The organism is Secundilactobacillus paracollinoides (assembly GCF_001702155.1).
GTDB classification, from domain to species: domain Bacteria; phylum Bacillota; class Bacilli; order Lactobacillales; family Lactobacillaceae; genus Secundilactobacillus; species Secundilactobacillus paracollinoides.
Map to the genome: position 1 here is coordinate 2666122 of NZ_CP014912.1, position 22976 is coordinate 2689097.

The following is a 22976-nucleotide window of genomic DNA, read 5'->3' on the forward strand; positions in this document are numbered from 1 at the left end:
TAATCAAAAATAACCGTATGCCGAAACTGGCTGCGGTTATTTTTTAATGCCATTTTACCGATCTTAGGCTATCATGATGAGTAACTATAAATGAAGGAAGGGTGTTTCGATGACGGATGAGACGCTATTGAAAGCCATTCAAGACCAGCTGCAAACCGTTTACGAACCGCAGCTGATGGTGGATGTTTACAACTTAGGGCTGATCTATGACATTACCGTGGCGGCCGGCCACTGCTACATTACCATGACACTGCCATCGATGGGCTGCGGCTGCGTCCCGCAAGTCACTGATAACGTGCAACAGGTCTGTAATCAAGTTGACGGGATATCGCAGACAACGGTGGCTGTCGTTTGGCAACCGGCCTGGACACCGGCTAAAATGAACCGGATCGCACGGATCACCATGCAGACGAACCGGGGCTGATTCTATTAATGAGTCGAAAATGATAAAAATATTTTGTTTGAAAGCGTTATCCTCGCTCAGGCTGGTTTTCATCAATTCAAATCGTGGTAAGATATTGAGTAATGGTTTATTCACGACGACACTAAACAAACATAGGAGCGAGTACATATTATGAGCGACAACGGTGACGAACACGCACTGGAAAACGAAAAGCTACCCCAAAATCACCATATGAAAATTCCCTGGAACCGCATTTCGGACGATGAAGATATCCCGGCGATGGACGCAACGGTTAAGTTAAAGTCGTCGCTGGTCGGCCGGGTCGGCATTCAAATGCTGTCGTGCGGGACGGGGGCCTGGCGAGTGCGCGAGGCCATGAACACGGTGGCGCGGACGCTGGGACTGATCTGTTCAGCCGACATTGGGCTGACGTCGATCCACTACACGTGTTTTAACTACGAACACAGCTATACGCAGGTGTTGGCGCTGGCCAGTACTGGCGTGAACACGGATAAACTGAATATTTTGGAACATTTTGTGAAACGATTTCCCGATGAATACGTCCATTTGACCATCCGCGAACTCCACCAGAGACTGGATGCCATTCAGGTGCGGCGGGGCAACTATCCGCCCTTTATTGCGGGCTGTGCCGCGGCGTTAGCGTGTGCCGGGTTTACATTTTTACTGGGCGGCGGACCCATTGAAATGATCTGTGCCTTCTTTGGCGCTGGCGCTGGGAACTGGCTGCGTCAGATCATGATCCGCCATCGGTTGACCTTGCTGGCGAACTTAGCAGTGAGCGTCATGACGGCTTGTCTGGTGTACTTTTTCGTCTTTGAAGGCATGCGGGTGTTCTTCCACGTGCCAGAAGCGCACGAGGCAGGGTACATTGGCGCGATGCTGTTTGTGATTCCCGGGTTCCCGTTCATTACGAGTATGCTGGACATTTTTAAATCGGACATGCGGTCGGGACTGGAGCGGCTGACATCGGCGTTGCTAATCACGATCGTCGCGACGCTGATCGGCTGGCTGGTGGCCATGCTGGTGAACTTCAGGCCGGAAAACTTCCTGCCGCTTGGTCTCGGTGTGGTTCCCATGTTGTTGCTGCGGCTCCCAGCAAGTTTCTGTGGGGTCTACGGTTTCTCCATGATATTCAACAGTCCGCAGAAAATGGCGATTACAGCAGGCGTGATCGGTGCCTTTGCGAACACGCTACGGCTGGAACTCACAGATCTGACAACGCTGCCGCCAGCAGCCGCAGCGTTCTGCGGGGCATTGTTGGCGGGCCTGCTGGCGTCACTGATCAACCGGTATAACGGCTATCCAAGAATCTCACTGACGGTTCCATCGATCGTGATCATGGTCCCGGGACTGTATATCTACCGCGCAGTGTATAACATCGGCTTAAACAACATCGGTGTCGGTGCGGAGTGGCTGACGAAGGCCGTTTTGATCATTATGTTCTTGCCGCTGGGACTGTTTGTGGCGAGAGTGCTGATGGATAAGGATTGGCGGCATAATGACTAGAGTAGAGTGTGGAGCAAGGCGGTTAGAAGGCGGAGTGTAAGTAACTCTGGTCAGAAAAGTCCGGGCCTGACTTTTTTGACCAGAGTTGCTTACACAGGAGCCTTCTGCCTTGCGGAACACGTTTCGGCAATATAAAATCAAACCACGTCGCCAAGACAACTTTGTAACAGAAGCGCTCCAACTCCGGGTCTGACTTTTAGGCCACAGTCCGTTACACGTTAACCCCTGCCTGGAACACGTTTCGACATTGCGAAATCAAGCCACGTCGCCAAAGTTACCTCAAAAAAGAGAAAGCCAAAGCAAGAAACAGAAAACAGACTCTATAATCAACTAAGCACCACCCAGAACTTCCATGAAGATTCTGAGTGGTGCTTTTTAAATTATTCGAGCACAATGATTACAAGCAATCATTACCCCTCAATAGCGACTAGGTAAAAATGCAGTAGTTCCAGTCCGCTCAGCAATCATCACAATCAGGTCCCAAGTATTTTCCGGCAAAGGCACAACTGTCCGCGGCGTTCCCAATTTAATTAAAGCTACTTTTGAAGGTCGTTCAACCTTGGAATCAGTTTGACTAGGTGCGGCCTTTTTCTTGTCAGGATCAGAACCTTGATACCCTTTTTAACGTAGCTCGTGACTCGGCCGTTAAACGCAAGCACATCACCGGCTTGCAAGTCACCAAGACGACGAAACTGCAGCCCCAAATTCAGCCAGAGATGGTCGGTAACCAGTTTTCCAGTTTCATCACGAAGGCCTTCCAACACAAGGGTTGGCTTGGCATGTGATTGGTAAGGTGCCACTTTGAAGCCGTAACGGCTAAATGTACCCGTAAAACGGTGTCGTTCAGTGTTGCCGATGACTTTTAGCTGGGTGCGAATTTCTTTATTGTTGGTCATAGTGAGGCGCCTTCCTTATTGCCAATAGCTACGCAAAGAAGTTTCTATTTTGACCAAAAAAGAGGTGTTTCAGTCTGAATGACCGGTATGCTAAAATAAATACGGGTTGAAAAGAAAGGAGCATTTCCATGATTAAAGAAATTGGGTTAGGGGTCGCATTTGCGGCCACCGTCACTATTTGCGGCCTAGCAACCGCACCGACGGCAAATGCGAAAACAACGTATCTGCCAACCAGCATCCGCAACCACGTTTGGTACCAGATCACGAGTGGCACCGAGGGCGGTTTTCACGATAAGACGACGTTTAAGGGAAACGCCATGACCGTGAATATTGCCGGCACCAATTATAAGTGGCATTTTACAGGGCTGAAGAAGTCCAGTAAAACAGTGTATTACGGGCGGTTACACTACGCTGGTGGTAAGTCTGACTTGGTGAAGATTAAGATCAAGAGCAGTAAGAAATTCGATATTATCCCAAAGCATTTCATGAATTTAAAGGGCAACTACACCGGCAACGAATCGTATGGTGCAATGATCTACACGCGCTAATTAAAAAGGTGCTCAACTCGCAGAAATTGCGGTTGAGCACCTTTTACTTTGTCTTGGTAAATGGCTTTATAGTTGGTAACGATGGCAAATGAACTTCAGGCAATTTAAGCTGTGGTTTCACACTGTCCGTCAGTTCACCGACAAACGTCGTTAACAGTTGACCGGTGACGCTGCGCCACTGGTGCCTAATTTGCGGTGTCGTGTCGCTGATCGCTTTCAAAATGAGGCGCAACGAGGTCTGCCAGTTGGCGCCCATATCCCGAAAGTCCTGATAGTGGGTGGCTTTGAGAATACTGAACAGGGAGTCCAAGAATTCCTGCTTGGTGGCGTTATCCAACTGAGTTAGCCAGGATGTCACGGATTGTTGGGTGAGCTGCGAAAACCGGCTGGTTGTGGTTAGGGTATCGAAACCGGTGCCACGCACGTTCCAGGTAAACGGGTCGTGTTGTTTGAAGCCGATGCCGTTGCTTTTAACGACCTGGTAGTCTGTTTCGGGCTCCAGCAGTAAACCAATAATGGATGCCTGAGGAATGAACTTTTTCACCTTCGATTGAATTGCGACTGGCAGTGGTTTCTTCGTACCAGGGCCGTCCACGGAATAAACCTGTTGAATCCGGTCTTGGAGGAAACCGCGACTATGCAGACACGTGAAAACGGCCAGGTTACCGCCCTTTGAATGGCCGCCTAAATAGTAGGTGCCCGGATGCCGCGTTGCCATTTTTTGGTAGTAGCGCAGCGCTGACCGTTGGGAGGGGATATCGCGCATGAAGGTCATATTGAAGTCTTCCTTCCAGTCGGTGAGTGTGGCAGTGGTGCCGCGGTAGGCGATGTAGTGGAAGTCGTGACCAAGGTCAAAAGTGACCGCACAGAATTGTTTTTCCGCAGCCGTATCGGTGTCCTTGACGAGGTCGTGCCAACGGATGTTGCGGAACCGTGGGCTGCTTCTAAGTGCCAGTAGGAGGTTGAAGTTGGCGGTGGGATTCCAAGTGAGATCGACAACGTGCTGCATCAGAACAGGATCAGTCAAATCAGCAAAGCCCGTGACGTGGTGCGCGACCAATGTTTCAAAGTCAACGTAGGCGAGTTGTGCCAAAATGACACCGTCCACGTCCGTCATGGGTAGGTCGGCAAATGACCGTTTCCCATTTGCGTTGACATAAGCAATTAGATCCGTCATCGTGAGGCCCCCCAATATCGTAGTCATTTCTTATAGTTTACCGCATTTGACGGCACAATTGTTACGACAACCTTTCTACAGATCCTTATAGAAATAGTAGTGCGATGTACCTGTGACAGGTGAGTCTTTGAACTCGTGCATGACCTGATAGCCGTGTTTCTTGTAGAAGGCGGGCGCGTTGAAACTCATGGTCTCCAGCGTGATAAACGTACAGTGATTGTCCCGGGCAATGGTCTCTGCCTGGTCGATCAAAAATGAACCAACGCCGTGCGACCGGCTTTCTGGTTTAACAGCAAACAGCGCGATGTGCATGCTGTTAAAAAAGATGCTGGCAACGAGGCGGCCAAGGATTTGGTCATCCTCCACGGCGCCAAGGCTGACGGCCTGACTGCCGAGCTGGACCCGATCACCCATTTTAAGTTGGGTATCGGTGTTGAGCCAATCGCCTGTGGTGGCCTGGTTTTCTTCGACGTTTAAGTGAACTAATTTCATGGCGGTGCTCCTTTTTTCTGAAGTCATTATTAGAATCTAATCTCTAGCATACACGATTATTTTTAGTCCTGACAATGAACGGTGACTGTTTTTAGGGATTCTATAATTTTTTGTGATCGTCGAGATAGACTTTATATTGCAAGATACGAACGTATGTTCTAAAATAAAAGTAATATCAACCGGGGAGTGGTCGTTCATGTCAGCGATTATTGCGCAACTTAAAACTGCATACCAAGCACATCAGGCTGTCCAACTATGGTTGCGGGTTGATCCAGACACGCCCTTGGACTCGGCAGCCTTTCGTGGTCGGCTACTGGCTGTCGATGACGTGACGATCGAAGTGTTAAATGAGGCGGATGAGGTCTATCGGGTTTATCATAGAGACATTGAACGTGTCACGACACTGGAGTAGTTGGAAGAAGGGCCTGTTTCTCATGACATTGACACACCATCTAGATGACCAATCACCAGCCGTTATTCACCTGATGCAGGTGGATAAACGACTCGCCAAATTAATCACCACGATTGGGCCAATTGATTATCGTGTTTCGGAAAATCCGTTTGGCTACCTCGTCGCAAACATTGTGGGACAGATGCTGTCAAATAAGGTGGCGGCTGTTATTTTAAAGCGTCTGCGCGATCTTTGCGGCGGTGAGATTACAATCACGGCGATTAAATCACTGTCAGATGAAGCCATTCATGGCGTCGGATTATCGCATGCTAAGGTTGGCTATATTCGTAATTTGACAGCTGCGGTCGAATCAGGAGAAGTTGTCTTTGACCAATATCCTGAGATGACGGATGCTGAAGTTTTAAAGGCGTTGACTGCCGTTCGCGGTATCGGCAACTGGTCGGCGAAAATGTATCTGTTTTCGGTGCTGGATCGGCCGGACGTCTTGCCAGTTGAAGACAAGGCATTCTTGCAGGGGTATCGCTGGTTGTATCACACTAGTGATGCTAGTGCAGCGGCAGTTCAGAAAAAGGCGGCAAAGTGGCGCCCATATCGCACCGTTGCTGCCAAATATTTGTATCGGGCGGTTGATCTGGGCTTGACCAAGAGCCCATTTCACCTGTTTAAGACTTAATTGGAGGCAAATTGATGAAAGCTTACGTAGTTGACCACGCTGGCGGGCCAGAAGTGTTGCAGTTAAAAGAGATTCCAACACCAAAAATCAAACCAGGGTGGGCGCGGTTGAAAGTGCTGGGATTTGGCATCAATCACTCTGAAATTTTCACGCGGGAAGGCAAGTCACCCAGCGTGCAGTTTCCCCGGGTCCTCGGCATCGAAGTCGTTGGTGAAATTGATGAAACGAGCGCGCCAGACACCTTCAAGGCTGGCCAGCGCGTCGTGTCGATCATGGGTGAAATGGGCCGCGCGTACGATGGCAGTTACGCGGAGTACGTACTGGTACCGAACGCCCAAATTTACCCAGTCAAAACCACGTTGCCGCTTCGAGACCTCGTGGCAGTTCCGGAAACGTACTACACCGCCTATGGCATCGTGAAGAGTCTGCAACTCAAATCAACGGATAACGTGCTGGTTCGGGCGGCAACCAGCGGTGTCGGCATCGCTGTCTTGCGGTTGATTCGCGGGTTTGACCCGCACATTCAGGTGACGGGGACGACGCGGGCGGAAGATAAGCTGAATGCCTTGTTGACAGCGGGATTTGATGACGTGATTATTGCTGCGGATAGTGAAAAATTACCGGCGGGCGTTGGGCGTTACGATAAAATTATCGATCTAATTGGACCACTGAGTGTCAAAGATTCTCTGCAACATCTGAATCCGTTTGGAATCGTGAGCGCCAGTGGTCTACTGGGAAACGTGTGGACGATGCCGGACTTTGATCCCATGATGGACGTGCCAAATGATGGCTATCTGACCGGCTTTTACTCCGGGATCGTCTCTGGCGCGCTGATGCAGGAGCTGTTTGACTTTATTGACCAGTATGACGTGCAGGTGGCACCCACTAAGGTATTTAATTTCAACGAGGTGGCGCAGGCACACGCTTATTTGAGTGAGAGTGACGGGTTGGGGAAGGTTATTGTGATGGTTGAACCGTAATGTGCATGCGGGTGTCTATGGGATTTAGTAACGCTTCAGCGGTTAACTGCTGTAAAATAAGATGATAAATACAGTTGAGCAGTGAGGTAGGTATGGTAAAGAATATTGATAAGCGGGCTGAAGTTCTGAAGGCAACGCTAAAAATCGTAGAAGATAAGGGCATCGAAGCCTGTTCCGTGGCGGAGATCGCCAAGGTGTCGCAGACCAGTATGGGCACCATCTATTACTATTTTAAAAATAAGGCCGGTTTACTTGATGACCTGTACGTCAGCATTCGCAAGGAGGCTTCGACAGCCACGGTGAAGGATTTGCGTGTGCCGGATAATGCTGCGAACATGCAGAGCATGGTGACGACCCTTTTTTCAAACTACGTTAATTTCTATGTTGCCCAGCCAGCAAAATTTCATTTTATGACGGCGATTCAAACATCCAAAACCTACACGACAAGCTCAACGCAAGCCTACGATGATTTTAAGCTGTTGCGCGCCCTATACCAGGTTGGCGTGCAGCAAGCGTTTTTCCCCAAACGGACGTTGATGATGCTGATTGCGTGCACCACAGGCGCCTGTAATCAGGTGATTGCCTCTGCACTTGCACAGGCGATACCGCTGACGCAGCCGATTATCGATGATGTGACCAGGATCTGCTGGGCGATGTTTACGGCACCGATTGCTTAATTTAAGAATGATGAGTAGAATCCCGAAATATTCGGGATTCTTTTTTTGGTGCGCCCGGCATGGGCGCCAACTAGACGGTGAAAGTCCGTTGCGGGCCGTAGTAGTCGGAACCGCAAGTCAATGACAAGGGTGTCCATCGTGAGGTGGAATCTGAAGGAAGTCGGCGACAAAGTACCGCATTGATGTACAAGAATCAGCTATAAGGCTGTGTTGGTCGGACGAGGTTGCCAAACAAACCAAAGTCCAATACTACTCGAGGCCATCGCAGTAAAGCTGGCAATGACATGGTACGAAAGTGGGCGTTCTTACCCGGGGAGGCCTGTATCGTACGTTCCCGACAAGAGGCGCGCTAAGCGCCACAGGAACAAACATCGCAGTGATGTGGTGCAGAACGATACAGGAGTCAGCCGAGGCCATAGTAGTGGTATCTGCCACGAAGGGCTGAACAATAATAGGTCATCATTGATATTGGAGGTGGAGACAGTGCAACAACCGCAGAATACAGAAAAAGCTGACCGCCGGCGGACAGTAGGACTGGAAGCCCAAGAACAAGTCGGGGTGCGTAGCACTGACTCTGGTGAAAATACGATGATGAACGGCACTAAGTTTCAAGAGTTAGTCTTAGACCGAAATAACCTGAACGAGGCTTATCTTCGCGTCTGCAGAAACAAAGGTGCAGCAGGACTAGACGGAATGACCGTTGACGAACTGTTGCCCTACTTGAGGAAACATAAACAGGAATTACTGCAAGCTTTACAAAACGAGACCTATCGGCCTCGTCCCGTTAAGCGGGTTGAAATTCCAAAACCTAATGGTGGTAAACGCAAGCTCGGAATACCAACTGTGATTGACCGACTTGTTCAACAAGCCATGGCGCAAGTCATGGTGCCAACATTTGAGCGTGTCTTCTCAGATAATAGTTTTGGGTTCCGACCGAATCGAAGTGCTAAAGATGCCATTGATAGAGTGGTTCAGTTCTACAATCAGGGCTATCACTATGTCGTGGATCTCGATTTAAAAGCATACTTCGATACGGTCAACCACGATCTGCTTATTAAATTTATTGAGCAGTATATTACGGATCCATGGATACTGCATCTCATTCGTCGCTTCCTAACCAGCGGTGTCATGAATGGTGGTCTATTTGAACGAAGTGATAAAGGCACCCCTCAAGGTGGCCCCTTATCGCCACTTTTGGCTAACATTTATCTCAACGAACTGGATAAGCTGTTAACTTCCAGAGGTCATAAGTTTGTCCGCTATGCGGACGATTGTAATATTTATGTCCGAAGCAAACGTGCTGGAGAACGGGTTCTGACTAATGTTACTCGCTTTCTTGAAGGCGACCTAAAGGTCACCGTCAATGAGGACAAGACATCAGTAAGTTCGCCTCTGCGGGCCAAGTTCCTGGGATTTTCCTTGGGGGTTGGTCGAGGAGGTGCGTATGCGCGACCTGCTTGGCAGGCCAAGCAACGCATCAAGTCTGCACTCAGGAAAATGACCAAGCGCAATCGGGGCGTTTCGTTAAACCTGGTGTTTAACGAGATTCATCAAAAGATGCGTGGGTGGTTACAGTACTATTCGGTCGGGAAAATGACCAATTTTATCCGTCACTTAGACGAATGGTTGCGAGCAAGGATTCGCCAGTATATTTGGAAACAGTGGAAGAAGCTCAAAACAAAGGTCAATCATCTTGTAAAACTGGGGCTTTCTGGCACCAGTGCTTATACAATGGCCAATACCCGTAAGGGTTATTGGCGAACTGCGCATAGCAAGACATTGACCTATACTCTGACAAACAAAAGACTGGAACGCCTTGGACTCATCAATATGAGCAAGACACTCCAGTCAATACAAAGTGCTTAAATTATTGAACCGCCGTATACGGAACCGTACGTACGGTGGTGTGAGAGGTCGGTAATTGAATTAATCAATTACCTCCTACTCGATTGGGTTGCGGAATCGCTCACTTTTAAACGGAATTTTTTAAAAAGTTGATATTCATTTTAGACCTATCTGTCCTTAGATAAAAGGCACTATAAGCTGTTCTAATATTAATTTTAGAGCATTCACTCTAAAACTGTTGACTTCCCATTCAACAGTGACTATGATGAACAGCAATTAGAGCAACCACTCTAAAATTTAAACTCAAAAAGGACGATCATAAAATGAAATCAGAAAACATTACAGTTCAACGCGCTAACTTAACTTTACGAGGGGTACTGAACACCCCGGAAAATGCGACAGACTATGATTTAGCACTCATCATGCACGGGTTTACAGGTGATAAGGGTAAGGCGCACGAGGACATGTTGTACGAACTGAGTGAAAAGTTAACAGCGAAGGGCGTGGCCACGATTCGGTTTGATTTTGACGGCCACGGCGAAAGTGACGGCGACTTTTCCGAAATGACCGTCCCAAGTGAGATTGCGGATGCGAGCGTGTTCTTAAACTACGCACGTCATTTGCCAAATGTAAACCAGATCTATCTACTGGGCCACTCCCAGGGCGGCGTGGTCGCCAGCATGGTTGCCGGGCTCTACCATGACGAGGTCACTAAATTAGTCTTGATGGCACCGGCAGCGACCCTAAAGGAAGATGCTTTGAAAGGTCGGCTGCAAAGCGCCACCTACGACCCAAACCATATTCCAGAAAAATTGCCACTGGGCGCACCGCTGGACTATTTGAATCTCGCTGTTGGTGGCCTGTATTTACGCACAGCGCAAGTGATGCCGATTTATGAAGTCGCTCAGCAGTTTGAAGGTCCTGTTTCGCTGATTCATGGGTCGGCGGATGTGATCGTAGATAATAAGGCTTCCCGGAAGTATGATGACGTCTATGCAAACTCGGAATTGCATATTGTTGATGGTGCCGGGCATACGTTTGAAGGGGCGACTCGGGAGATTAGTACTGATTTGGCTGTGGCCTTTTTGACTGAATAGATGATGACCTGTAAGAGGACTCAACTAAACCCCAAATTTAGGGGGTTAGTTGAGTCCTCTTTTTCCTGGAAGCAAAGCGTTTCTTTGTTACAGGGTCGTTTTTTTAGATGATGACTTTAGTCGTAAGGATAGGATGAATCCAAGTATTGCCATTAGGAAAGCGATAAGAAATGAGAACCAGTAGCCATGATTTAGTTGACTCACACTGGAAAGATGTTCAGACTTACCAATTTGAGTCCCGAATGAGACTAACATCATTAAAATAGCGGTACCAAGGGAGCCAGCGATTTGCCGAACTGTGGAAGACGCAGCGTTGCCGTGAACGCTAAGGCTTGGCGACAACGCATTGATGCCTTCAGTAAATGTTGGCATCATGACCGTCGCAATCCCGATGATTCTAAATGCGTAGGAGGTTGCAACGATCACGAGGTTTGTTGTTGGCGTGAAAAACAGCATTGGTAATGTGCCCAGTGCAACAATAGCGAAGCCTATCAGTGAAATGGTTTTAATGCCGTATTTATCATACAGCCTTCCTGAAATGGGGCTGAGTAATCCTTCAAGCAACGCACCCGGTAATAGTAGTAATCCTGACTGAAAGGCGGACAGCCCGTGGACACGTTGCAAATAGAGCGGTAAGACCAGTTCGACGCCCAATAAGGCTACGTTACTTAGCGCGCTTAAGGTGGTTGTGAGGGTAAATGTCCGATTCTTAAACACTGTTAAGTTGATGGGCGGGTTTTTAATCGTCAATTGACGATGACCAAAGGCAACAAGTATTAACATACCGATCAGTAGCGAGGACGCGCTGGTAATGGTCAGACTACCCGTGTTACCGATAGCTGAGAAGCCGTAGAGCAAGGTGCCGAACCCAAGGGAAGACTCGACAATGGACAACCAGTCGACATGCACCTCTTTTGACGCTACCACTGGGTGAACCCAAATGGCGGATGCGATGATAAGGAGTATTGCGAGTGGTATTAAAACGCCTGATAACCATTTGAGACCAAGATTATCAATGATCCAGCCGCCGACAGTTGGACCAAGTGCTGGTCCAAAGCCAACGACTAAGCCAATAATGCCCATGATCGTGCCCCGTTTACTTTGCGGATAGAGTAATAAAACCACGTTTTGAATCAGCGGAATCATTGACCCAGCTGCGATGGCTTGAATCAGCCGGCCAAGGAGCAGCAGGATAAAACTATTCGCAAAAAAGCCAATGATCGAGCCAACCAAGAAGATCGACGCGAGCACGATCACTGTGTGTCTAGTATTGAATTTGTGAAACATCCAGGCAGATAGTGGGATCATTAGCCCGGCCACGAGTTGGTAGCCCGTACTGATCCACTGGGCAGTGGCTTGTGTCACGTGATAGACACTGATAATGGTGGGAATGCCATTGTTGAAAAAGGTTTCGGTGAGGAGCATGGTAAAGGCGCCAATTAACAGGACGGCCAACATGAAGTTGCGTTTTTTGGCGGATGAATTGATCGTGAGTATAAGCAACACACCTTTCTTATGTAGCTAGCTACATATTTATTTAAAAATAAAACGCCAACTGGCGCTAATTTTCGTCTAAACTGGTAATCATCTTCGTCACTAATTGCGAGAGGGTTTGCGTTTCATCGAGGGTTAATCGACTGGTCAACTTGGTTTCAGAACGAGCGGTTTGCGCTTTTATTTGTGCTGAATTTTTTTCTAGAAAGGTGGCACCCGCAGTGGTTAACTGCAAAATAATTTGTCGTCGGTCAGTCGCGTCGGGAATTGTTGTGATCGACCCGGTGGCTACCAGTCGCTTAACAATACCGCGGGTGGTCGGATGGCTCAACCGCAACGTGGCTTCCACTTCTTTTTGCGTGAGCTGTTGCGGATCTCGGCTTGCTACCTGCATCAAGACCGCTGTTTGCGTGCCTGTTAGTGAAATACCAAGCTGTTTTAACCCGTTATTCATTTCTTTTTCAAAAAGAATGTTTAGAATCTTCAGTTGTTGTCCAAGGCTGTTGGGAAAAGATGAGTCTGACATCGGATCGCCTCCTTTTTATAATATGTAGCATACTACATATTTTTAAAAAGTCAAGGTGGCTGGTTAGTGCGTTGGTTGCTTGGTTTGTTAAGTGTCTTTCTAATGTTTGTTGGATCGCATAGTGCTGACAGGTCGCTTCGTTGCACGTTTCGGTCATGTAAGCGTGTTGCTCTAGCGATATTAAACGGGGCGACTACGCTAGGATCCCAGTAATCTATAGATAGTCACTTTCGCAGGTGGTGTTATGAACCCTGTAAAGTTGATGGTTACCGTAATTAGCAGATTATGAGAAGTAATAGGGATAAGAGCCTTACTAGCAGTCGAGCGCGGATTCTCTTCAAACTCGGTTTAACGCCGATGTGATGCTTAACTAGCTGAAAAAGTCAGCTCAATATCAGTGAAATTGTGTAATGCAACGGATTATCACCTAACAGTAGAAAGACCCTTTGGTAAACACGTTTGACGGTAATTCATTTGTACAGCATATTGACAACCGCCCCCGTCACGCTTATCATTGGAACAGAATTGAATAGTGATCGGCAATGACAAAAGAAGGTTGGTCAACCTAAGTGACAGCGATTTCGGAACAGTGTGAGCCGGGAAGACAGGTTGATCGATTGGCACTTTTCGAGCTGAACCAATTAAGCTGCTGGGTGCATCCCAGAAGTAGGGTGGAACCGCGAAATTAAACTTCGTCCCTATGTAGGTCTATAAGTCTACGTAGGGGCGTTTTTCTGTCTGCCGATCACAATTAATAGGAGGAATCATTTTTATGACCAAGAAATTGACCATGCAGCAAATTATCTTGACGCTGCAACAGTATTGGTCCGCTCAGGGCTGCATGCTCATGCAGGCCTACGATACTGAAAAGGGTGCCGGAACCATGAGTCCTTACACCTTCTTGCGTGCCATCGGCCCCGAACCATGGAACGCTGCCTACGTGGAACCTTCACGGCGGCCAGCTGACGGCCGGTACGCTGAAAACCCTAACCGGTTGTACCAACACCACCAGTTCCAAGTGGTGATGAAGCCTTCACCTGAAAACATTCAGGAACTTTACCTGAACAGTTTAAAGGAACTGGGCATTGACCCATTGGAACACGATATTCGTTTCGTTGAAGACAACTGGGCGAACCCATCAATGGGCTGTGCCGGTGTTGGTTGGGAAGTTTGGCTTGATGGGATGGAAGTCTCACAATTTACCTACTTCCAGATCGTCGGTGGGCTTGAAGTCGACCCAGTGACGTCTGAAATTACCTATGGGTTGGAACGACTTGCTTCCTATATTCAAGACGTCGATAACGTGTTTGACCTCGAATGGGGCGACGACGTGTTATACGGCGACATTTTCCGGGAACCCGAAATCGAACATTCCACCTATAGTTTTGAAAAGAGCAACCAAGACATGTTGCTGCATATGTTCGACGACTACGAAGCCGAAGCTAAGAAACAGATTGCAAATGGTCTGGTGCATCCGGCTTACGACTACGTGCTGAAGTGTTCACACACCTTCAACCTGCTGGACGCCCGCGGTGCCGTTTCCGTTACTGAACGGGCCGGCTACCTTTCCCGGATCCGTAATATGGCCCGCAGCATTGCCAAGGCCTTCGTTGCTGAACGAAAGAAGTTTGGTTTCCCACTGATCAAGGACGAAAAACAACGTCAAGCATTACTCGCAGATGGGGAGGACAAAAAATAATGGCACGTACCTTTTTACTTGAAATTGGCTTGGAAGAAATGCCCGCCCACGTGGTGACCCCAAGCATTAAACAACTCGTTCAAAAAACCCGTAAATATTTGAAGGAACAGCGCATCGCGTTTGACGACATCAAGCCGTTTTCAACGCCGCGGCGGTTAGCGCTTCAAATTACCGGTTTAGCTGATAAGCAACCCGATATCAATGAAGAAGTTAAGGGTCCTGCTAAGAAAATCGCCCAGGACGCTGACGGCAACTGGTCAAAGGCTGCCATGGGATTCACTCGCGGTCAGGGACTTACCGTTGACGACATCACGTTTAAAGAATTAAAGGGTGTCGAATACGTTTACGTTGAAAAACACATCGCTGGACAGCCCGTCGAAGAAGTTTTGGCTGGCCTGAAGGATGTGTTGACGTCCATGACCTTCCCAACGATGATGAAGTGGGGCACCTACCACTTTGAATACATCCGGCCGATCAAGTGGCTGGTGGCCCTGTTAGACGATAAGGTGATCCCATTCCAGATCCTGGACGTCGACACTGATCGGATCACCCGCGGTCACCGCTTCCTGGGGAAGGACATCACGTTAAACAACGCAACCGATTACGAGGCTGCCTTAACCGCAGAATTTGTGATTGCGGACGCTGACAAGCGTAAGAAAGAGATCAAGACGCAGATCGAACGCTTAGCTGCCGACAACAACTGGACCATCAACATTGATGCCGACCTGTTGGAAGAAGTTAACAATTTGGTTGAATGGCCAACGGCGTTCGGTGGCAGTTTCGACGACAAGTATCTGACCATTCCAGACGAAGTCCTGATCACATCGATGCGTGATCACCAACGGTTCTTCTACGTGCTCGACCAAGATGGCAAGCTGTTGCCGAAGTTCGTGTCAGTGCGGAACGGGAATGCTGAACACATCGAAAACGTGGTCAGCGGGAACGAAAAAGTTTTGGCTGCACGTCTGAGTGACGCCATGTTCTTCTATGAAGAAGACCAAAAACAGACCGTTGCCGACTACGTTGAACGCTTGAAGAACGTCAGCTTCCATGACAAGATCTCGACCATGTACGAAAAGATGCAGCGGGTTGCTGTGATTGCGAAGCAAGTTGGGACTGCGCTTGGGTTAAACGACACCCAGTTAGCTGACGTGGACCGCGCTGCCCACATCTACAAGTTCGACCTTGTCACTGGGATGGTCGGTGAATTTGCGGAACTGCAAGGGGTCATGGGTGAAAAGTACGCTCTGTTAAACGGTGAAAATGCCAACGTGGCCACGGCCGTTCGCGAACACTACATGCCAATTTCAGCCGATGGCGCATTGCCTGCTACAACGGATGGGGCTGTGTTAGCCATTGCTGATAAGATCGACAGTATTGTGACCTTTTTCAGTGCTGACATGGTGCCAAGTGGTTCCAATGACCCATACGCGCTGCGTCGGCAGGCAACCGGGATCGTCCGGATCATCCGCGCACAGAACTGGCATCTAGACCAGAGCTTGATCGAGGCCGCTATTAAGGCTGAAACTGACGCTAACGTTGCGCCAGACTTAGACCAAGCTGCTCAGATCGATGCTGTGATGGCCTTCTTGAAGGATCGAATCAAGGTGACCCTGTTGGACGAAAAGACCCGTCACGATATCGTGGACGCAGTGATTGCTGGACCAAACACGGATCTGCTGGACAACTTTGAGGCCGCAAAGACCTTGAGCGACCACCAGAACGATGCTGACTTTAAGGGCACCATTGAAGCCTTGAACCGGGTCTTGCGGTTGGCTGAAAAGGCGGATGCATCAACCGTTAAACCAGTGGATGCCAGCCTATTTGATAACGACAGTGAACCCAAACTTTTAGAGGCCGTGAACGCAGTGGCTGCCAAGGCAAACGACTTGGATATCCCAGCCTACTACGAAGCATTAGCCGGTCTTCAAGGGGTTATCAACGAATACTTCGAAGCAACTATGGTCATGGATAAAAACGAGGATGTGAAAAATAACCGTTTGAGTCAACTCAAACAACTGGCAGACCTCATCCTACGTTTAGGTGACCTGAACCAATTGATCGTCAAATAAGCACACTAGTTGGCGTCCAATCTAAAAAGTGCTATCATTAAGATGCTATTAATGAAAGCCACTTAATGTATTGAAACGCCAAAGCCAGTTGAGGAAGGATATTCCTGAGCTGGCTTTTTTGAGAGTGCAGAACCAGGGGCGGTTAGAGAGCGGAGCATAAGTTAACTTTGACAGAAATTTTCTGGTCTTGGAAATTTGTGTCGAAGTTGGCTTATGTGCAGCTCTCTGCCCCGTGTCGCACGTTTAGGCTAGATAGGATTAGTGCGGGATTTAAAAAGGCCTTTAGTAAAATCAAAAAGAGAAAACAGAGTGCAGAAGAAGGACGTCCTCAAGTGCTGTAAAAGAACGCAGGCTAAATTCCTTGTTTTAGCATAGAAAATCACCCAAACCCCACAATTTCATTCACCAACTACCCGCAATCATGTTCAAAATGGTACAATCGCATTAACACTAAACGGAATATGTTACTGCGCGGATGACCAAATCCGCGGTGCATCGATTCAGGGAGCAGGTGGTCAATTGAAAACAGAAAACACCGAAAAAACGGAAACAACGACAGCCCGCCTCATTTGTGCGGCCTGTGTGCTAGTCGGAATCGTCATAATCGTTGGCCTGCTTTATGCGCTTTCGAAAGATTTTCAGCAGGTGATTCAAAACGTGATCCACTATAATGAAAGTGTCCAAAAACAGTTTTGGGCGGGCATTCGACAACACCAAACCTCACCCATCACATTGCTGATTGTGTTCGCACTGGTGGCCATGTTGGCGGCGGTACCTGGCTTCCCAATTTCAGTGGCCTGTATTTTAATTGGGGTCATCTATGGCCGTTATTGGGGCTTTTGCATTAATTTAGTCGGCATCGTTTGCGGAAATTTGATCACATACTCAATTCTGCGAAAAGTTGGCTTGTCTAAGTCAGCGCAGCACCATGATGGTCGAGTGGTGCGCAACATTATGAAAATGAAAAAGCCAGTCGTTGGTCTCACTATCGGTTACGCAGTCCCAATCGTGCCAACGATTTTCGTGAATTACGCGGCATCAAAGCTGCACCAACCGCTAAAGGATGTTCTGATCGCGATGGGCATCGGCTCGATTCCAACGGCGTTGCTATACGCGATGGGCGGCGATTTCTTGAACCGCGGTGATTACAAAATCGCCCTGATCAGTGTGTTGGCGGTTGGCATCTTATTCCTATTGGTTAAAGAATTACGCAAGCACGAGGAAACACATGCAGAAAAAGAAGCTTAATCAAGGATTCCCGGTATTGGGAATGCGCTTGGTTAAGCTTCTTTTTCTGGTTGGAGATGCGGCTGATTCAAAACAATACTGTCAGGACAGCGATTCGCATGCACCTCACCCCAGTGGCAAAGCTGCATTAAAATAGTTTTTAACGACTCGCCGTATTCGGTGAAATGGTATTCAACGTGTGGCGGCGTTTCAGCGAAAACCTGGCGTTCCAAAATAGCATCGTTGATGAGCTGCTTTAACTGTTCAGTCAAGACTTTCTGTGAAAGACTTGGTAGTGCCTGTAACAGTTGCCCGTTGCGATTCGTCCCCGCACCGATCAGACACAGGATCGCTGGTTTCCATTTGCCAGCAATCACATTTAGTGACACATCAACGCCAACGTTAAATTTTTTGGGTTGCGCAACCATTGGAAACTCCCTTCATGACGCAAGCCTTACTTTGAAGTAAGCCACCTTACCTAAAAGTGCGGACTAGTGGTTTATCGGCTGGCTTGCTATCCTCTTACTTGTTGTTAGTCACTATTATAGAAAACAAGAGGAGAATATCAACTATGACAAACCAATACCCAATTAATTTTTCACACATCGGACTTTCGGTACCTGATATCGAACGTGCTGTTGATTTTTACAGCAATGTGATGGGGTGGTATACCATCATGACGCCAGCAACTGTCACCGAGGACGATTCTGCGATCGGCGTGATGTCCACTGAAGTCTTCGGCCAAGGATGGGGCAGTTATAGGATCGCCCACATGACTACTGGTGATGGTGTCGGCATCGAGTTATTTGAATTTAAGGACAATCAAAAGCCCGATGACAATTTCAAGTTTTGGGAAACCGGGATTTTCCACTATGGTGTGCAGGATCCTGATATTGAGGGGCTAGTGAAGAAGATTGTTGCTAATGGCGGGAAACAACGGATGCCGATCAAGGCTTATTATCCCGGTGAAAAGCCGTTTAAGATGGTTTATATGGAAGACCCATTTGGCAACTTGGTTGAGATTTATACGCATGCTTATGATTTAACGTATTCAGCGGGTGCTTATTAAAAAAAATGCGACCAGCAAAAATTCTTTTGCTGGTCGCATTTTTTAATCTTCTTCAGACCCGAAATTCAATTCACCCATTGAATCCTCAAGGCCTTCCAACATATCATTATTATCCATGTAACTGATCCACTGGTCTTCGGTGGCGCTGCCGGGAAGCTGAGACGTCATGCGACCGTAAATATTTCCGATAAACTCGTCAAATAATTTATCGGCTTCACGTTGCAGCATGGTGTCATTTAACCGGCGAGCCGGCGCTTTTTCCTCATTTTGTGACTGCAGGTAGGGCAGGCATTTATCCATGAATAGGTCGGCCACCCGGCTGTTTTGGGTTAAGTAGGTCTTTAATTCGTCTTCATTCATTACATATCACTTCCTGATTATAGTTTAGCAAACAAACGTTCGAAATGTAAACAGGAAGATGAAATCAGTGGCAATTAAATCAGCGTTTGTTTGCTCGTAAGCCCTGAATTGCGCGAGTGTTATTGATTGTAAAATAAGGTGAGCGTGGTACAATTTTAATTCTGGAAATGGACGAATAAAGCCCTAATCAGTCAGTCTTAGTCACCATTGTCAGCGCAAAATAAAGTTGTTCGTGCAGTACCTTATTTTTCGAGCAAAAAGATAGCTTTTTTCATGTTATGTGCTATCATATATTATGACTGTTTACGCCGTAATGAGAATTACGGCGTTTCCCAACAGTCCGATTTTCCGATTAAGCACTATTGCGAAAGGGGTGTTAAGCCAGTGGCAAAGATACCCGAAGCCGTGATTGAACAAGTCCGCGATGCCACCGATATCGTGGATTTTATTAGTCAGTATGTTCAGTTACAAAAATCAGGTAAAAATTTATTTGGCTTGTGTCCGTTTCATGAAGAGCGGACGCCTTCTTTTTCGGTATCGGAAGACAAGCAGATCTTTCACTGCTTTAGCTGCGGTCGCGGCGGCAATGTGTTCAAGTTCATTATGGAACTGGAAAACATTGGCTTCCAGGAAGCTGTTGTTAAAGTGGCTGAATTTTCCCACGTGGATTTGCCAGACTCAGTGGCGAACTCGGCCGCTTCAGGTCAAGCGCGCCAGGATTCACCTGCTAACCATCTGATTCAACTGCACGAAGGGGCGCAAAAACTCTACCACCATATCTTAATGAATACCGAGATCGGTCAGCCGGCGTTAGATTACCTGCATCAGCGGGGACTCACCGACAAAACAATTGAAGATTTTGGGTTGGGGTTTGCGCCTGATCAGCAGTTACTAAAACAATATTTTGATCAGCAAAAGGTGGATTACCAAGAGTTACGGCACACGGGGCTGTTTATTGAAAACCAGTCCGGTGAGTTGCGTGACCGATTCTTCAACCGGGTGATGTACCCGATCAAGAATGAATCGGGGCAGCCAATCGCGTTTTCTGGTCGGCTGTTAGTCAAGGTCGATGATCAGCCGAAGTACTTGAACAGTCCGGAAACGGACATCTTCAACAAGCGGCGGGTGCTGTTCAACTTTGACCAGGCGCGCAACGTGATCCGAAAAGAAGGGTCTGTGATCCTATTTGAAGGGTTCATGGATGTCATGTCGGCGCACCAGTCGGGTGTCGGTAACGGCGTGGCTTCCATGGGAACCAGTCTGACTGAGGAGCAGATCTACGCGATGCAGCGGGTCACCAAACAGGTGTATGTCTGTTACGATGGTGATACGCCTGGGCAACGGGCAACCAATCGGGCGCTAACGATCCTGCGAGATAATTCGAGTTTGAACCTGGGTGTCATTCAGATGCCTGAGGGAATGGACCCGGATGAATATCGCAAGAAGTATGGCGAGGAAAAATTGGCCAGTGCGTTGCAGTCAGCCAGGGAAACGCCAATTGCGTTTGCCATGCATTACCTGAAGTCGGAACACGATGTGAATACGGATGCCGGGCGGCTAGACTACATCGACCAGGTGTTGAAGTTACTCGCTACGGTGACCTCACCAGTGGAACAAGACGTGTACCTGACCCAGTTGGCGAATGATTACCAGCTGGATAAGGGCAGTCTAAAACAACAGTTGCTGATGATCAAACCAAAGCCCGCGAAGCCAACCCGTCCGGCACCGGCTGCAGCACCGTATAGCGGGGATTACCCGCAAGCTGGTTATCAAAACCAAGAACCGCCTGCCGAAGTCACGCAGTATCAGCAGGCGCCACCGCTGAACCGGACTGAAAAGGCTGAGCGTGGATTACTCCTGCGGATGCTTCACGACCATTCCGTTTGGTTGCGCGTCACTGGGATCGAGAATTTTAGTTTTGACAGTGACGATTATGAATTGATCTACATGCTGGCGCAGAAGTATTTTCAAACGCACCAGACGTATGCGCCAGCGCAGTTCATTGATCTCATTACGGATGATCATCTGCAAAACATGGTCATTGAACTGGAATCGCTCAATATCAACGAAGAGGCAGCCGACGAGGAAGTTGATGATTACTTACGCGTGATCATGAACGAAGCGCCACTTGAAAAACGGTTAAAACAAAGCCAGCAAGCATTGAATGAGGCGAAACGGTTGGGTGATGCCGACCGTCAGCGTCAGCTGGTGATTGAAATTATTAAGTTACAGCAGCAAAAGCAGTCTAATAAACGAGCTTAGGGGGCTTTATACATGGCAAAGGAAACAAAGAGCACCAACACGTTTGACCAAAAGGGATTTGACAAGGCTGTTAAGGACTTGATCAAGACCTATAAAAAAGACGGTTCTATCACTTACGATGTACTGTCCGACAAAGTAGCTTCCCCATTTAGCTTAAACGCTAAGAAGATGGACGAGCTGTTAGAAAAGGTTGAGGACGCTGGGATCAGTGTCGTTGACGCTAACGGTGACCCAGATGCACGTGCCGTTAAGGCTGCAAAAAAAGTCACAAAAACTGAATTAAAGGATACCTCCGCCCCATCCGGCGTCAAGATCAATGACCCGGTTCGGATGTACCTGAAGGAAATCGGTCGGGTTAAGCTGTTAACGGCTGACGAAGAAGTTGCCTTAGCCTTGCGGATCGAACAGGGTGATGAAGAAGCCAAGCAAGAATTGGCTGAAGCCAACTTACGGTTGGTGGTTTCCATCGCTAAGCGGTACGTTGGTCGTGGGATGCAGTTCTTGGATCTGATCCAAGAAGGAAACATGGGACTGATGAAAGCCGTTGAGAAGTTTGATTACCGCAAAGGGTTCAAGTTCTCAACCTACGCCACATGGTGGATTCGTCAGGCCATCACACGTGCCATCGCTGACCAAGCTCGGACCATTCGGATCCCAGTCCACATGGTTGAAACCATCAATAAACTGATCCGAATCCAACGTCAGCTCCTGCAAGACTTAGGTCGTGAACCGACGCCTGAAGAAATTGGGGCTGAAATGGACATGCCAACGGAAAAGGTTCGGGAGATCTTAAAGATCGCGCAAGAACCTGTTTCATTGGAAACCCCTATTGGTGAAGAGGACGATTCTCATCTAGGTGACTTCATCGAAGACGATGATGCCACTAGTCCTGCTGATCACGCGGCTTACGAATTACTGAAGGAACAGTTGGAAAGTGTTCTCGACACCCTGACTGATCGTGAAGAAAACGTGCTGCGGTTGCGGTTTGGGCTGGACGACGGCCGGACCCGCACTTTGGAAGAAGTCGGCAAGGTCTTCGACGTTACCCGTGAACGGATTCGCCAAATCGAAGCCAAAGCATTACGCAAGCTCCGTCACCCATCACGTTCAAAGCAACTGAAGGATTTCTTGGAGTAGCCAACTGAATTTAACTGATACGAGAACCACGACCTGTTATGGGTTGTGGTTTTTTTTTGCTCTGGGAGTCCGTTGCATTGCGCGATTTGGCACTCCATTCCACTCACAAGGTGCATATAAGTAACAGTTGCTAAACGTTGAAATGCAGTTAAAGATAGTTTGCAATGAATCCGCCCTCGACTGCTTAAACGGCCATTGTCAGCAATGCTTGCGATGATACTTGTTCAAATTATGGCAATTAATTTGATGAGTTAGATTTCTTTGATTGACTATGTTGATGGATAACTCATTGTAGCAAATCCTAACAATGTAGCGCAGTGGAGCTGGTCGGCATTGCAGGCTGTGGTGTCGGTGTTTGTTGGCGAGGGTTCTTTCCTCGCCTACAAACACGGGAGACGGAGGA

The 22976-nt window shown here is 48.1% G+C and carries 22 protein-coding genes; 15 read left to right on the top strand and 7 right to left on the bottom strand.

What is annotated here, in order from left to right:
- The first annotated feature begins 109 nt into the window (after nucleotides 1-109).
- Together AYR61_RS11660 and AYR61_RS11665 are read left to right on the top strand one after the other, a co-directional pair.
- Entirely contained in the window at nucleotides 110-424 is a 315-nt protein-coding gene (locus AYR61_RS11660) for a metal-sulfur cluster assembly factor (RefSeq protein ID WP_054711524.1), read from the top strand.
- Between the two features lie 150 nt (nucleotides 425-574).
- Nucleotides 575-1930, top strand: a complete 1356-nt coding sequence (locus AYR61_RS11665) for a threonine/serine exporter family protein (protein WP_065903101.1) — start codon at nucleotides 575-577, stop codon at nucleotides 1928-1930.
- Between the two features lie 536 nt (nucleotides 1931-2466).
- Here the strand turns inward: AYR61_RS11665 and AYR61_RS11670 are convergent.
- Entirely contained in the window at nucleotides 2467-2826 is a 360-nt protein-coding gene (locus tag AYR61_RS11670; protein WP_054711526.1) for a hypothetical protein, read from the bottom strand.
- Nucleotides 2827-2954: 128 nt separating this feature from the next.
- Between AYR61_RS11670 and AYR61_RS11675 the strand changes: the two genes are divergently transcribed.
- On the top strand, nucleotides 2955-3374 hold the full coding sequence (locus AYR61_RS11675) for a hypothetical protein (protein ID WP_056987265.1): 420 nt from the start codon (nucleotides 2955-2957) through the stop codon (nucleotides 3372-3374).
- A 43-nt stretch (nucleotides 3375-3417) separates the two neighbouring features.
- Here AYR61_RS11675 and AYR61_RS11680 read toward each other — a convergent pair whose 3' ends face one another.
- Nucleotides 3418-4551, bottom strand: a complete 1134-nt coding sequence (locus tag AYR61_RS11680) for an Mbeg1-like protein (protein WP_054711530.1) — start codon at nucleotides 4549-4551, stop codon at nucleotides 3418-3420.
- Nucleotides 4552-4626: 75 nt separating this feature from the next.
- On the bottom strand, nucleotides 4627-5043 hold the full coding sequence (locus AYR61_RS11685; RefSeq protein WP_054711532.1) for a GNAT family N-acetyltransferase: 417 nt from the start codon (nucleotides 5041-5043) through the stop codon (nucleotides 4627-4629).
- A gap of 196 nt (nucleotides 5044-5239) precedes the next feature.
- Here AYR61_RS11685 and AYR61_RS11690 point away from each other — a divergent pair, with 196 nt between their 5' ends.
- The 6 genes from AYR61_RS11690 (at nucleotide 5240) to AYR61_RS11715 (ending at nucleotide 10727) form a co-directional block, all read left to right on the top strand.
- A complete protein-coding gene (locus AYR61_RS11690) occupies nucleotides 5240-5455 on the top strand; it encodes a hypothetical protein (RefSeq protein ID WP_065903103.1) in 216 nt (71 codons plus the stop codon).
- A 22-nt stretch (nucleotides 5456-5477) separates the two neighbouring features.
- Nucleotides 5478-6128 (top strand): DNA-3-methyladenine glycosylase family protein, encoded by a 651-nt coding sequence (locus tag AYR61_RS11695; protein ID WP_054711544.1) that lies wholly within the window; start codon nucleotides 5478-5480, stop codon nucleotides 6126-6128.
- A 14-nt stretch (nucleotides 6129-6142) separates the two neighbouring features.
- A complete protein-coding gene (locus AYR61_RS11700; RefSeq protein ID WP_065903104.1) occupies nucleotides 6143-7108 on the top strand; it encodes an alcohol dehydrogenase catalytic domain-containing protein in 966 nt (321 codons plus the stop codon).
- 92 nt (nucleotides 7109-7200) lie between these two features.
- The gene (locus tag AYR61_RS11705) at nucleotides 7201-7785 is read left to right on the top strand and encodes a TetR/AcrR family transcriptional regulator (protein WP_054711546.1); all 585 of its coding nucleotides are present in this window, start codon (nucleotides 7201-7203) and stop codon (nucleotides 7783-7785) included.
- A gap of 483 nt (nucleotides 7786-8268) precedes the next feature.
- Nucleotides 8269-9651 (top strand): group II intron reverse transcriptase/maturase, encoded by a 1383-nt coding sequence (ltrA, locus tag AYR61_RS11710; RefSeq protein WP_065900954.1) that lies wholly within the window; start codon nucleotides 8269-8271, stop codon nucleotides 9649-9651.
- Between the two features lie 302 nt (nucleotides 9652-9953).
- Entirely contained in the window at nucleotides 9954-10727 is a 774-nt protein-coding gene (locus AYR61_RS11715) for an alpha/beta hydrolase (protein WP_065903106.1), read from the top strand.
- 87 nt (nucleotides 10728-10814) lie between these two features.
- On the opposite strand, the gene AYR61_RS11720 is transcribed toward AYR61_RS11715, so the two are convergent.
- On the bottom strand, nucleotides 10815-12233 hold the full coding sequence (locus tag AYR61_RS11720; RefSeq protein ID WP_225356483.1) for a DHA2 family efflux MFS transporter permease subunit: 1419 nt from the start codon (nucleotides 12231-12233) through the stop codon (nucleotides 10815-10817).
- 55 nt (nucleotides 12234-12288) lie between these two features.
- Nucleotides 12289-12747: a MarR family winged helix-turn-helix transcriptional regulator gene (locus AYR61_RS11725; protein ID WP_065903107.1), complete on the bottom strand. Its 459-nt coding sequence runs from the start codon at nucleotides 12745-12747 to the stop codon at nucleotides 12289-12291.
- 772 nt (nucleotides 12748-13519) lie between these two features.
- Here AYR61_RS11725 and glyQ point away from each other — a divergent pair.
- The 3 genes from glyQ (at nucleotide 13520) to AYR61_RS11740 (ending at nucleotide 17766) form a co-directional block, all read left to right on the top strand.
- The gene (glyQ, locus tag AYR61_RS11730) at nucleotides 13520-14446 is read left to right on the top strand and encodes a glycine--tRNA ligase subunit alpha (RefSeq protein ID WP_065903108.1); all 927 of its coding nucleotides are present in this window, start codon (nucleotides 13520-13522) and stop codon (nucleotides 14444-14446) included.
- Nucleotides 14446-16518 (top strand): glycine--tRNA ligase subunit beta, encoded by a 2073-nt coding sequence (gene glyS, locus AYR61_RS11735; protein ID WP_065903109.1) that lies wholly within the window; start codon nucleotides 14446-14448, stop codon nucleotides 16516-16518. The genes glyQ and glyS overlap by 1 nt, the downstream gene beginning before the upstream one ends.
- Nucleotides 16519-17037: 519 nt before the next feature.
- On the top strand, nucleotides 17038-17766 hold the full coding sequence (locus AYR61_RS11740; RefSeq protein WP_065903111.1) for a TVP38/TMEM64 family protein: 729 nt from the start codon (nucleotides 17038-17040) through the stop codon (nucleotides 17764-17766).
- Nucleotides 17767-17798: 32 nt separating this feature from the next.
- Here AYR61_RS11740 and AYR61_RS11745 read toward each other — a convergent pair whose 3' ends face one another.
- On the bottom strand, nucleotides 17799-18173 hold the full coding sequence (locus AYR61_RS11745) for a winged helix-turn-helix transcriptional regulator (RefSeq protein ID WP_065903113.1): 375 nt from the start codon (nucleotides 18171-18173) through the stop codon (nucleotides 17799-17801).
- 143 nt (nucleotides 18174-18316) lie between these two features.
- On the opposite strand from AYR61_RS11745, the gene AYR61_RS11750 reads away from it, so the two are divergent.
- Nucleotides 18317-18814 (top strand): lactoylglutathione lyase family protein, encoded by a 498-nt coding sequence (locus AYR61_RS11750; RefSeq protein ID WP_056987950.1) that lies wholly within the window; start codon nucleotides 18317-18319, stop codon nucleotides 18812-18814.
- A gap of 42 nt (nucleotides 18815-18856) precedes the next feature.
- On the opposite strand, the gene AYR61_RS11755 is transcribed toward AYR61_RS11750, so the two are convergent.
- On the bottom strand, nucleotides 18857-19174 hold the full coding sequence (locus AYR61_RS11755) for a hypothetical protein (protein ID WP_054711728.1): 318 nt from the start codon (nucleotides 19172-19174) through the stop codon (nucleotides 18857-18859).
- 384 nt (nucleotides 19175-19558) lie between these two features.
- On the opposite strand from AYR61_RS11755, the gene dnaG reads away from it, so the two are divergent.
- Both dnaG and rpoD read left to right on the top strand, forming a co-directional pair.
- Entirely contained in the window at nucleotides 19559-21436 is a 1878-nt protein-coding gene (dnaG, locus tag AYR61_RS11760) for a DNA primase (RefSeq protein ID WP_065903115.1), read from the top strand.
- 12 nt (nucleotides 21437-21448) lie between these two features.
- Nucleotides 21449-22573 (top strand): RNA polymerase sigma factor RpoD, encoded by a 1125-nt coding sequence (gene rpoD, locus AYR61_RS11765; RefSeq protein WP_054711732.1) that lies wholly within the window; start codon nucleotides 21449-21451, stop codon nucleotides 22571-22573.
- Nucleotides 22574-22976 lie beyond the last annotated feature (403 nt).